The 12,013-nt window shown below is 44.6% G+C and carries 9 protein-coding genes and 1 pseudogene; 7 read left to right on the top strand and 3 right to left on the bottom strand.

Translation table 11 applies throughout. The features are described 5' to 3' along the window. The 4 genes and pseudogenes from tuf to R7Z50_RS22400 all read left to right on the top strand — a co-directional run. Window positions 1-132, top strand: a pseudogene (tuf, locus tag R7Z50_RS22415) (elongation factor Tu); the annotation flags it as partial. Between the two features lie 331 nt (window positions 133-463). Continuing rightward, the gene (locus tag R7Z50_RS22410; protein WP_005381360.1) at window positions 464-652 is read left to right on the top strand and encodes a (2Fe-2S)-binding protein; all 189 of its coding nucleotides are present in this window, start codon (window positions 464-466) and stop codon (window positions 650-652) included. 93 nt (window positions 653-745) lie between these two features. After that, entirely contained in the window at window positions 746-1,222 is a 477-nt protein-coding gene (bfr, locus tag R7Z50_RS22405) for a bacterioferritin (protein WP_005381359.1), read from the top strand. 206 nt (window positions 1,223-1,428) lie between these two features. Further along, window positions 1,429-2,706: a malic enzyme-like NAD(P)-binding protein gene (locus R7Z50_RS22400; protein ID WP_005381358.1), complete on the top strand. Its 1,278-nt coding sequence runs from the start codon at window positions 1,429-1,431 to the stop codon at window positions 2,704-2,706. Window positions 2,707-2,817: 111 nt separating this feature from the next. Here the strand turns inward: R7Z50_RS22400 and metJ are convergent, their stop codons facing one another. Then, the gene (gene metJ, locus R7Z50_RS22395; RefSeq protein ID WP_005381353.1) at window positions 2,818-3,138 is read right to left on the bottom strand and encodes a met regulon transcriptional regulator MetJ; all 321 of its coding nucleotides are present in this window, start codon (window positions 3,136-3,138) and stop codon (window positions 2,818-2,820) included. A gap of 225 nt (window positions 3,139-3,363) precedes the next feature. On the opposite strand from metJ, the gene R7Z50_RS22390 reads away from it, so the two are divergent. From R7Z50_RS22390 to metF, 3 genes are all read left to right on the top strand, one after another. After that, complete coding sequence (locus R7Z50_RS22390) at window positions 3,364-4,524, top strand: O-succinylhomoserine (thiol)-lyase (protein WP_053304152.1); 1,161 nt, start codon at window positions 3,364-3,366, stop codon at window positions 4,522-4,524. A 15-nt stretch (window positions 4,525-4,539) separates the two neighbouring features. Further along, complete coding sequence (locus tag R7Z50_RS22385) at window positions 4,540-6,948, top strand: bifunctional aspartate kinase/homoserine dehydrogenase II (protein WP_017633523.1); 2,409 nt, start codon at window positions 4,540-4,542, stop codon at window positions 6,946-6,948. 262 nt (window positions 6,949-7,210) lie between these two features. Beyond that, window positions 7,211-8,113: a methylenetetrahydrofolate reductase gene (gene metF / locus R7Z50_RS22380; protein WP_005381345.1), complete on the top strand. Its 903-nt coding sequence runs from the start codon at window positions 7,211-7,213 to the stop codon at window positions 8,111-8,113. A 70-nt stretch (window positions 8,114-8,183) separates the two neighbouring features. Here the strand turns inward: metF and R7Z50_RS22375 are convergent, their stop codons facing one another. Next, the gene (locus tag R7Z50_RS22375; protein ID WP_005382791.1) at window positions 8,184-8,723 is read right to left on the bottom strand and encodes a PadR family transcriptional regulator; all 540 of its coding nucleotides are present in this window, start codon (window positions 8,721-8,723) and stop codon (window positions 8,184-8,186) included. Between the two features lie 425 nt (window positions 8,724-9,148). Next, on the bottom strand, window positions 9,149-11,782 hold the full coding sequence (gene ppc / locus R7Z50_RS22370) for a phosphoenolpyruvate carboxylase (RefSeq protein ID WP_086047071.1): 2,634 nt from the start codon (window positions 11,780-11,782) through the stop codon (window positions 9,149-9,151). Window positions 11,783-12,013 lie beyond the last annotated feature (231 nt).

The following is a 12,013-nucleotide window of genomic DNA, read 5'->3' as shown; positions in this document are numbered from 1 at the left end:
ATGCCAGGCGACAACGTACAGATGACTGTAGAGCTAATCGCACCAATCGCAATGGACGAAGGTCTACGTTTCGCGATCCGTGAAGGTGGCCGTACAGTAGGTGCTGGTGTTGTTGCTAAGATCTTCGACTAATTCATAACGAATTAAACGAAATCTTGCACTGTTCTTCTTTTTGAAGAAAGCGCATCGAAAAGGGAAGCTTAGGCTTCCCTTTTTCATTTCTAGATTACATTTAGTTATAAGTGTTGAAATAAAAGACGTCACTTTTTCGATTTAAAAACAGAGTTTTACCGACTTTATTTCTTAACGCTTTTACTCACCCCTCTTAACCCTTTGATCTTTTCCTGCAGCGGTAAAATCGTTATAACCAAATATTCTGAGCGGACACCATAATGCGACTGGTAACAAGAACTATTCTTGTTTATATTGTTTGTCACAGATTAGTTTTATAGGTTTTTTGAGTATGTACGTTTGTCTTTGTCATGGTGTCTCCGACAAAAAAATCAGGAAGTTGGCGATAGATGAAGGCGTAACAGATATTAAAGGAATCAAAAAGTGCACGGCATTGGGCAGCCAATGTGGTAAGTGCATCAGACAGGCCAAGGAAATTTTAGCGGAAACTAGTTACACGGAATTTAAACAAGCCAGCTAATTGCTGTAAGTATGCAGTAATTATTTGCCTTACATTTTGACACCTTCTCATTTGCTTCTACATTTAAATGAAGCCAAAGAGGAGGGTTTTGTCATGAAAGGCGATCCAATCATCATTCAACATCTCAATAAAGTGCTCGGTAACGAGCTCGTCGCTATTAATCAGTATTTTCTTCATGCCCGAATGTATAAAGACTGGGGCTTAAAGCACCTAGCAGACAAGGAATATCACGAATCTATCGATGAGATGAAACATGCCGATCATCTAATTGAGCGTATTTTGTTCCTTGAAGGCTTACCGAACCTACAAGATTTAGGTAAGTTGATGATTGGTGAAGATACCAAGGAAATGCTCGAGTGTGACTTAAAGCTTGAAATGGCGGCTATTCCAGATTTAAAAGATGCGATTGCTTACGCTGAAGACATTCGAGATTATGTGTCTCGAGATTTATTCCAAGACATTCTTGAAGATGAAGAAGAACATGTTGATTGGCTAGAGACGCAACTTGGCTTGATTGAAATGTCTGGTATTGAGAATTATCTCCAAGCGCAATACGTGGACGAAGAGTAACGATACTATCTAAGTTTGCATACTCCAATAATAGTAATAAGAAAGAGCACCTGACTCGAAAATCGGGTGCTTAACCCCGTTATCTGGTCTAATCTCTTTTATTATCGGCTTTTTAAGGATATTGCTCGCAATCTTGCCTATGAAGTTTGATTTCTATCCGATAGAATTTATGCCCCCTTACCTAAAAATAAAAAAGAGAAACGTCCATGTCTGAAGACAACCACCAAGCAGCCACTCCAGAAGAAGAACATCGCCAAAAAGCATTGGATTACCATGCTTATCCAACTCCAGGAAAGATTGCTGTCGAACTGACAAAGCCTGCGGAAACGGCGGGTGATCTTGCCCTTGCATACAGCCCAGGAGTTGCAGAGCCAGTGCGTGAAATCGCACAAAACCCGGATAACGTGTACAAGTACACTGCAAAAGGGAACATGGTTGCTGTTATTTCTAACGGTACCGCTATTCTAGGTCTAGGTAACCTAGGTCCACTTGCATCTAAGCCAGTGATGGAAGGTAAAGCGTTACTGTTTAAGCGTTTTGCAGGTCTTGACTCTATTGATATTGAAGTTAAGCACCGCACGATCGATGAATTTGTTGATACTGTTGCGAGCATTGCAGACACTTTTGGCGGTATTAACCTTGAAGATATTAAAGCACCAGACTGTTTTGAGATTGAAAAGCGTCTGATTGAACGTTGTGATGTACCAGTATTCCACGATGATCAACATGGTACTGCTATTGTAACGGCAGCGGGTATGCTGAATGCAATCGAACTTCAAGGTAAGAAACTTGAAGATTCAACAATTGTTTGTCTTGGCGCTGGCGCTGCCGCTGTAGCGTGTATGGAGCTTCTGATCAAATGCGGCGCAATGCGCGAAAAAATCTACATGCTAGATCGCAAAGGTGTGATTCACACTCGTCGTGATGATCTTAATGAATATAAGCAGCTATTTGCGAACAATACAGATAAGCGCACACTAGAAGACGTGATTGAAGGTGCAGATCTGTTCCTAGGTGTATCTGGTCCAAACCTATTGCCAGCGGAAGCGTTGAAGTTGATGGCAGATAAGCCAATCGTATTCGCATGTTCTAACCCGGATCCTGAAATCAAGCCGGAACTTGCTCACGCAGTTCGTGATGACTTGATCATGGGCACTGGCCGTAGTGATTATCCTAACCAAGTTAACAACGTATTGTGTTTCCCATTCATTTTCCGCGGTGCTCTTGATGTGCGTGCAAGTGAAATCAATGATGAAATGAAACTTGCAGCCGTTGAGGCGATTCGTGAGCTAGCAAAAGAGCCTGTACCTGAAGCCGTATTGAAGGCTGCAGGTGTTGATAAGCTAGAGTTTGGTGCGGACTATATTATTCCAAAACCAATGGATTCACGTTTGCTACCACGTGTTGCAAAAGCGGTTGCTCAGGCGGCGGTTAATTCAGGTGTAGCTCGTATCGAGATGCCTGAAAACTACATGGCAGAGTAATATATCTTTCAGATGTGATACACAAAAATGGGACGCTATTGCGTCCCATTTTTATGTCATTCATTTGGCTCGAGGCAAGAGTTATTACCTGAAACCTCTTATCAGGCTTTTTTATTCTTCGTCGAATGACTCAAATTCGATGCCCATTTCCGTCATCAGCGCTTTTACTTCTGTTGGAATATCATCAGGACGGTCTTTACGAAGGTCTTCATCTGTCGGAAGTGGCTGACCTGTGTACGCGTGCAAAAATGCCTCGCATAGCAATTCGCTATTGGTTGCATGGCGTAAGTTATTGATCTGACGGCGAGTACGCTCATCAGTTAGCACCTTTAAAACTTTTAGCGGGATAGAGACGGTAATTTTTTTTACTTGTTCGCTTTTTTTGCCGTGCTCTGCATATGGGCTAATGTATTCGCCATTCCAGTCAGCCATTGCACACCTTCATTTATGTAATCGGTTAAAAATAATTTAGGTGCTGATTTTAGCTGCATTTACCGCCATAAGCAAAGACATATAGACGTCTAGAAGTGTTGACGTCTCATTTTTTGACGAGTAAAGTGAACATAACAGCAAAGGAAGCGTGTTGATCACTTTATGTTACACATTAGATATAGCGCATTCCTATTTAGAAGTCATTACCCGTGAAAGGATACACCCATGAGCACTCGCAAACCTGCGACCATTGCAGTACGCACTGGTATTGAATCAGACAGCCAATATCATGCTGTCGTTCCACCTATTTATCTTTCCACTAACTATGGTTTTCCTGCTTTTGGTGAAGTGCCCAAGTATGATTACACACGATCTGGTAATCCAAACCGCGGACTGTTGGAAAGTGCGCTATCTGAACTCGAGTCTGGAAAAGGAGCGGTTGTTACTAATTGCGGTACGTCGGCATTAAATTTATGGGTTTCCGCTTTTCTCGGCCCAGATGATCTCATTATTGCTCCTCACGATTGTTATGGTGGTACCTATCGTCTTTTTAATACCCGAGCTAACAAAGGCGATTTTAAGGTTCAGTTTGTCGATCAATCAGACGAACAGGCTTTAGATGCTGCATTGGCACAAAAACCAAAACTCATTTTGCTAGAAACTCCGTCAAACCCTCTGGTTCGCGTAGTGGATATTGCAGCTACTTGTGAAAAAGCGAAACAAATCGGCGCGTTAGTTGCGGTGGACAATACCTTTTTGACACCCGTGTACCAAAAACCTTTAGAGCTAGGTGCGGATTTTGTTATCCACTCCACAACAAAGTACATCAACGGTCATTCGGACGTAATTGGTGGGGTAATCATCACCAACACAGAAGCGCATGCAGAAGAGCTTGCATGGTGGGGCAATTGTATTGGTGCAACGGGCACACCTTTCGATAGTTACATGACACTGCGAGGTATTCGTACGCTTGGTGCTCGTATGAAAGTACATGAAGAGAGCTCACAGCAGGTACTGGCTTACCTACAGAAACAAGCGTTAGTTAAAACTATCTATCATCCAAGCCTGCCGGAACATCCAGGTCACGACATTGCTAAAAAGCAGCAAACGGGCTTTGGCTCTATGTTGAGTTTTGAGTTTGCTGGTTCGTTTGAGCAGTTAAAGGTGTTTGTGAAAGAGCTCCAACTGTTTTCATTAGCTGAATCATTAGGTGGTGTAGAAAGTTTGATTTGCCACCCGGCATCCATGACTCACCGTGCAATGGGTGAGGAGGCACTGGCGGAGGCTGGGGTCTCTCATCAACTATTGCGTTTGTCTGTCGGTTTGGAAGATGCACAAGACCTCATCACAGATTTAGAACAAGCGTTCGCTAAAGCTACCCAGTAATAGGAGACGATAACAATGACTGTACAACGTCAGCTGCATAAGTTTGGTGGCAGTAGCTTAGCAAACCCAGAATGCTACTTACGCGTTGTGGGTATTCTCAAAGAGTATTCGACAGAAAATGATCTTGTGGTCGTCTCTGCTGCAGGAAAAACCACTAATCGCTTGATTGAGTTTTTGGAAGGGTTAAATAAAGATGGCCGAATTGCGCATGAAGCGCTTCAAAGCTTAAGACAGTTCCAAACTGAGCTAATAGAAAGCTTGTTGGAGAGTGAAGCAAAAGAAGAGCTGTTAGCTTTATTACATGATGAGTTCAGTACTCTCTCGGAGCTGACTGCACCACTCACTAATGCGCAAAAAGCTGCGGTACTGGGACACGGAGAAGTATGGTCTGCTCGCCTATTGGCCGCGTTATTATCTCAACGTTCTATCCCTGCGGTTGCACAAGATGCACGAGCGTTTTTACGTGCAGAAGCGGGAACTCAACCAGAGGTTGATCGCGCTCGTTCATACCCTTTAATTAAAGAGATCCTCGCGCAGCATAACCATAAACGTGTGGTAATTACTGGCTTTATGGCTCAGAACGAGGCAGGAGAAACCATTCTACTTGGTCGTAACGGCTCTGACTATTCTGCAACGGTCATAGGCGCGCTTGCTGAAGTCAGTACTGTCACGATTTGGAGTGATGTTGCTGGTGTTTATAGTGCCGATCCACGTTTGGTGTCTGACGCTTGTTTATTACCGTTACTTCGATTGGATGAAGCCAGTGAACTTGCTCGCTTAGCTGCCCCAGTGCTACACAGTCGTACGCTTCAGCCTGTGGCGCAAAGTACCATGGACCTTAATCTCAAGTGTAGCTATCTGCCAGAGTCGGGTTCTACTCGTATTGAGCGTGTATTGGCATCTGGTCGTGGCGCTAAAATTATTACTTCACTGGATGATGTTTTATTGGTGCAGTTGTCTTTCATGCATGGGCACGACTTCGAAAAAACACAGAGTGATGTATTACAAGCGTTGCAGCGCGCGCAATTAGAGCCACTGGCATTTGAAGCTCAATCCGATCAGCACACGCTACGCTTGGCTTACACCGCAGAAATCGCCGGTGGTGCATTGAAACACTTGCAAGAGCTTGCGGTAGAGGCTGAAATTAAGCTAAAAGAAGGTTACTCGCTCTTAGCTGCGGTAGGTGCAGGCGTTACGAAAAACGCCAATCATTGCTTTGGCTTTTATCAGAAGCTAAAGCACTCTCCGGTAGAATTTATCTCTGAAACAGACTCAGGGCTGAGCCTAGTCGCTGTTTTGCGCCGTACTGATACTGAGGCGTTGGTTCAAACGATTCATAGCCAGTTGTTCCAAGCGCAAAAACGCGTGGCAGTGGCTTTATGTGGCAAGGGTAATATTGGTTCTAGTTGGTTAAATTTATTTGCGACGCAAAAAAGTGAGCTCGAAAAACGTCATGGTATGAGCTTTGATCTTGTCGCGGTTGTGGATAGCCAAACCTATTGGTTCGATGAGCAAGGTATTGAGGCGGCGAGTGTTGCTGAACGATTTGATGATGAAAGCATAGCAAACAATGGGGATTGGCTGGCACGTTTGGGAGCGCTTAAAAGCTACGATGAAGCCGTCGTGCTTGATGTTACCGCGAGTAAAGAGTTGGCTCAGCGCTACGTAGAAATCGCACAGCAAGGCATTCATTTGATTTCAGCTAACAAAGTTGCCGGTTCCGCAGATAGCCAGTACTACCATCAGGTTCAAGATGCATTCGCTAAAATTGGTCGTCATTGGCTATACAACGCAACGGTTGGTGCTGGGTTACCGATAAACCATACCGTGCGAGATCTTCGTGAAAGTGGGGATGAAATCGTCGCTCTATCGGGTATTTTCTCGGGGACGCTATCATGGCTGTTCCAACAGTTTGATGGTTCTGTGCCATTTAATGATTTAGTCGATCTTGCTTGGCAGCAAGGTTTAACCGAACCTGATCCTCGTTCTGATTTAGATGGCTCCGATGTAATGCGCAAGTTAGTCATCTTGGCTCGAGAGTCGGGCCTAGATATAGAACCAGACAGCGTTAAAGTTGAGTCTTTGGTGCCAGAAGAATTAAGAGAACTGAGCTTAGATGATTTCTTCGATAATGGAGCGTTGTTGAGTGAAATACTTCAAGAGCGTCTGACAAAAGCACAGAGAAACGATCAAGTGCTTCGCTATGTGGCGCGTTTAGAAAAAAATGGTAAAGCAACGGTGGGAGTCGAAGCGTTATCTCGTGAGCACGCGCTCGCCAACTTATTGCCATGCGATAACATTTTTGCCATAGAGAGCAAGTGGTACAAAGATAACCCTCTGGTCATTCGAGGACCAGGCGCAGGCAGAGAAGTGACAGCCGGCGCTATTCAATCCGACCTCAACCGATTGGCTGGTTTATTTTAAAGTTGCGATTGACCTAAAAACCCTGGAATTAATCCAGGGTTTTTTATTCCCCTATCAGTGCCATACTGAAGTCATAACCCGTGCAAAATGGTGAGATGATGCTCAAGTAGAAACTTGAACTATCTTCATTATTAACTTGAGAAAAATTCATAATTACAAGGTTGACATTAAATCGTATTCAATACATTCTGTAGACATATAGACGTCTAAACGTCGATTTTAAGGATTTGTTTTCGTGGCGGAGTGCCGCAGGGAGAGTAAGATGGGATATACGCACGCAGGCCATATCGACGCCTTGAACCAGAATATTGCTGAGTTATCAGATAACATCAATGTATCGTTTGAGTTTTTTCCGCCAAGCAGCGCTAAGATGGAAGAAACACTTTGGAATTCAGTGCACCGTCTTAAAACGCTTCAACCTAAATTTGTTTCTGTGACTTACGGTGCGAACTCCGGCGAGCGTGACAGAACACACTCCATCATTAAAGAAATTAAAGCAACAACCGGATTGGTTGCCGCTCCCCATCTCACTTGTATTGATGCGACTCGTGAAGAGCTGATTAATATTGCCGATGATTATTGGAACAATGGTATTGAAAATATCGTCGCTTTGCGTGGTGATATTCCTCCAGGTGGCGGTGCGCCTGATATGTATGCCTCGGATTTGGTTGAGCTGCTGAAATCACGCCACGATTTCGATATCTCCGTTGCTGCATTCCCTGAGGTTCACCCTGAAGCTAAAAGCGCACAGTCTGACTTATTGAACCTAAAACGTAAGGTAGATGCAGGTGCAAACCGTGCTATTACTCAGTTCTTTTTTGACGTTGAGTCTTACCTGCGATTCCGTGACCGTTGTGTAGCGGCAGGAATTGACGTAGAGATTGTGCCAGGAATTTTGCCTGTATCGAACTTTAAGCAAGCTTCTCGCTTTGCGGCACAGAACAATGTGAAAGTACCAGGATGGATGAGCAAACAATTCGATGGCTTGGATGATGATCCGGTGACTCGCCAGCTTGTAGGAGCTAGCCAAGCTATTGATATGGTGCGTGTACTGAGTCGTGAAGGGGTTAAGGATTTTCACTTCTACACACTAAACCGTGCAGAGATGACTTACGCGTTATGCCATACGTTGGGTGTTCGTCCTCGCGCAGTAGTCGGTGCGTAAACCTAGTTTCAAAAAGATAAAAGGCTTGCCAAGTGGCAAGCCTTTTTCGTTTTATCAAAGCAAAAGGAGTTTAACCAATCACTTCAAGTTCAGTTAGAACTTCTTCTGCCCAAGTGATCCAAGTTTCACGTAACAGAAGGTTACGGCGAAGCGTTAGACGTTCTAGGCGAGCTTGTTTATCTAAAGTTGACGGCGTTGCGTAGTAAGCCGCTTCAATTTCTTTGTAGTGAGAAACCAGTTTGCGAGACTCTTCAACTAGCTCGGCGAGTTGGTCACGGAATGGAGCCGCTGGTTGAACGGCACATGCCATCAATTTCGCTGAAAACTCATCACGAACTGTTGGGTGTGCAGTTGGTTGATCAAACCACTCTCCTAAAGCGCTGCGACCAGCGTCTGTAATGGAGTAAACCTTGCGGTCTGGTTTGCCTTCTTGGGGTTCTAATACGCAAGTAACCAGTTCTTTCTCAGCCATTTTGTTGAGTTCACGGTACACCTGTTGGTGGCTTGCTTTCCAGAAGTAACCGATGCTAGCAGAGAATTCTTTAGTGATATCGTAACCGGTTGCGTCGCGAGTGCTAAGAACAGTTAAGATTACGTGTGGTAATGACATGTCTTCAATCCAAATGGTCAATAAACTTGTAAACAAGCTACTTATACTTTCAGCTGCGCTCTTACTGGCACTTGAGTTTTTTAATGTATAAGTAGCACCAACAATGTTGGTCCTGTCACCTTAAAGCCGTTTATCACCTAGAGAGATGGGGAGTCCCATCAAGGCTGGAGCAGGTATGATTGGATTTATGAGCTCTCAGCAGGCAAGTAGTATATAAATAATAAGCATGAAGTGGAATAGTAGGACAAAATTACCCTAAAAAACTAACATAATAATCAATGGTGTTAACTTGTGGTTTTTTATTCTTTTATTTTGGTATTTTTTGGGTCTATAGTGGTATATTTAACTGCCTTTGTTTTGGTGCGATTATCCTGTGATAAAAAAAAGCTGAGCATTTGCCCAGCTTTTTATTAAAAATGAAACGATTAGCCTGTGTTGCGCATACCAGCAGCAATACCAGCAATCGTCACCATCAACGCTTCTTCCAAGTTTGCAGAAGCTTCTTCGGTTTGACGCGTGCGGTATAGTAGCTCTGCCTGTAGCATATTCAATGGCTCAACGTAGATATTGCGTAAGCGAATCGACTCGAGTCCCCAAGGGTCATGCTGCATCAAGTTTTCATTGTTCTCTACATTCAGTACCGCTTTGATGTCTTCTTGAAGCTGAGCACGAAGTTTTTCACCGAGTGGACGGAGCGACTCATCCACCAATCGCTCATCGTAGTAGCGAGAGATATCAATATTACACTTCGAGTACACCATTTCCAGCATGCCGAGACGAGTTGAGAAAAATGGCCATTCGCGGCACATCTCTTCGAGCAATGCTTGGTGGCCTTTATCGATCGAGTATTGAATCGCTTCACCTGCGCCTAGCCATGCAGGAAGTACCAAACGGTTTTGACTCCATGAGAAGATCCACGGGATTGCACGTAAGCTTTCTACTCCGCCCTTAGGGTTGCGTTTTGCAGGACGAGAACCAAGTGGCAACTTGCCGAGTTCGAGTTCTGGTGTTGCTTGGCGGAAGTAAGGCACGAAATCTGGCTCGCCACGAACCACATTTCGGTAAGACTCACAGCTTACTTCTGATAGCACTTCCATCAAGTCGCGCCATTCTTGTTTTGGCTCCGGTGGCGGTAACAAGTTGGCTTCCAGAATCGCACTTGCGTATAGGTTAAAGCTGTTTACTGCGACATCTGGGAGACCCAGTTTAAAGCGGATCATCTCGCCTTGCTCTGTTACACGTAAACCGCCTTTCAAGCTTTTTGGTGGTTGCGACAAAAGCGCAGCATGCGCAGGTGCGCCACCGCGACCGACTGTGCCCCCACGACCATGGAATAGAGTTAGCTCAACGCCTTCTTCTTCAGCCACTTTAACTAACGATTCCATCGCATGATACTGAGCCCAACCTGCAGACATAACACCTGCATCTTTCGCTGAGTCAGAGTAACCAATCATGACCATCTGGTGGTTTTGGATAAAACCACGGTAAAGGTCAATCCCCATAAGCTGCTTGATGACCGATTCCGCGTTGTTCAAATCGTCTAGCGTTTCGAACAGAGGACACACATCCATGCGGTAAGGGCAACCAGCTTCTTGTAGCAGTAGATGAACGGCTAGTACGTCAGAGGCGGTACGTGCCATTGAAATAACGTAAGCGCCAAACGCTTCACGCGGTTGTGCTGCAACAATCTTGCAGGTATCCAAAACCTCTTTGACGGGTTCAGACGGTTCCCAATCACGAGGGAGAAGCGGACGTTTAGATGCCAGCTCGTTAGTTAGAAAAGCAATCTTATCTTGCTCATTCCATTGTTCGTAATCACCAATACCTAAGTAGCGAGTTAGTTCAGACAAGACGTCTGAGTGACGCGTGCTCTCTTGGCGGATATCAAGACGTACAAGATGGATACCAAATGCTTTTACGCGGCGTAGTGTATCCAGTAATGAGCCGTTGGCTATTACACCCATGCCACATTCGTTTAGTGACTGGTAGCAGGCATACAACGGTTCCCAAAGTTGCTCGACTTTTTGCAGTGGTGCTTTAACGGCCAGTTTTTGACCGTGGATCTTAGCATCGAGAATATCTTTGGTTTCATTGAGCAGAGTGCGTAATTGCTTCAGGATCGCACGGTATGGTTCGTGCTGATCTTCGCCAGCAAGCTCACGGACTTGATCGTTTGAAACTGTCATAGACAGCTCGCTGATCAACTCGTTGATGTCATTGAGATAAAGATCGGCGGCTTTCCAACGAGACAATAGTAAGACTTCACGCGTAACGTTGTGAGTAACAAACGGGTTACCGTCACGGTCACCGCCCATCCAAGAGGAGAAGTGCACTGGGCGAGCATCAATGGGTAAACCTTCTCCAAGGTAAGATTTTAGACGGTCATTCATCTCACGTAGGAAGTCAGGTACTGCTTCCCATAGCGAGTTTTCAACGACCGCAAAGCCCCACTTTGCTTCATCCAACGGAGTAGGGCGTTGTTGTCGAATCACGTCTGAATGCCAGCCTTGGGCAATCAGTTGCTCTAGGCGGCGTTCGGTTTTTCTGCGCTCTTTAGAAGAAAGATCGCTTAGCTCCAACTTTGATAAGCACTCGTTTATCTTGACCAGTTTGTTGATCATCGTACGGCGCGTAATTTCTGTTGGGTGAGCCGTCAATACCAATTCAATATTTAGATCACGAACCGCTTGGGCAGTGTCCAGTTTGCTCACATCATTTTGTACCAGTTTAGAAAACAGCGAGTTAATCGCGTCTGGTTCACAAATGTGCTCTTCACAATGGCGTGAAATCGTGTGGTATTGCTCAGCGATATTGGTGAGGTTTAGAAATTGGTTAAACGCGCGAGTAACGGGCGTTAGCTGCTCATCAGGTAGATGTTTGATTTCTTCGATCAAGCTGTCCCTGTCTGCTTGATTCCCTGCTTGAGCTGATTTGGATAATTTACGAATGGTTTCCACTTTCTCGAAGATTTCTTCGCCATGGGCATCGCGAATGGTGTTACCCAATAAGTGGCCTAACATGCGCACATTACTTTTGAGTGCGGCGTATTTCTCGTTCATTGTCGTCCTGCCTCGTAAAAAAACTACATCCATTGTCCTTGTTAAGACTCCAATCTAGCGAAAAGCACCAGTTATAGTCAAATAAAGCAGACTAAGTTTGCAATTATTCCGCTGTCTCCTGATTTAGAGCAAATTTACGGCAGCCATAGAGTAAGAAGTGAAAATTAATTACAAAATAACAAGTTAAATAAGTGTTAAGACTAGCGCTAAATTGTGAAGATAAAAAGATGC

The sequence above is a fragment of the Vibrio sp. 1249-1 genome (assembly GCF_033340495.1).
Note: the sequence above shows the minus strand (reverse complement) of the source record. Positions and strands in the feature narration are given on the sequence as shown.

Excerpts from the sequence above, each read along its gene's own strand:
- R7Z50_RS22410 (WP_005381360.1), top strand. The coding sequence starts at position 464 with ATGTACGTTTGTCTTTGTCATGGTGTCTCCGACAAAAAAATCAGGAAG.
- bfr (WP_005381359.1), top strand. The coding sequence starts at position 746 with ATGAAAGGCGATCCAATCATCATTCAACATCTCAATAAAGTGCTCGGT.
- R7Z50_RS22400 (WP_005381358.1), top strand. The coding sequence starts at position 1,429 with ATGTCTGAAGACAACCACCAAGCAGCCACTCCAGAAGAAGAACATCGC.
- metJ (WP_005381353.1), bottom strand. The coding sequence starts at position 3,138 with ATGGCTGACTGGAATGGCGAATACATTAGCCCATATGCAGAGCACGGC.
- R7Z50_RS22390 (WP_053304152.1), top strand. The coding sequence starts at position 3,364 with ATGAGCACTCGCAAACCTGCGACCATTGCAGTACGCACTGGTATTGAA.
- R7Z50_RS22385 (WP_017633523.1), top strand. The coding sequence starts at position 4,540 with ATGACTGTACAACGTCAGCTGCATAAGTTTGGTGGCAGTAGCTTAGCA.
- metF (WP_005381345.1), top strand. The coding sequence starts at position 7,211 with ATGGGATATACGCACGCAGGCCATATCGACGCCTTGAACCAGAATATT.
- R7Z50_RS22375 (WP_005382791.1), bottom strand. The coding sequence starts at position 8,723 with ATGTCATTACCACACGTAATCTTAACTGTTCTTAGCACTCGCGACGCA.
- ppc (WP_086047071.1), bottom strand. The coding sequence starts at position 11,782 with ATGAACGAGAAATACGCCGCACTCAAAAGTAATGTGCGCATGTTAGGC.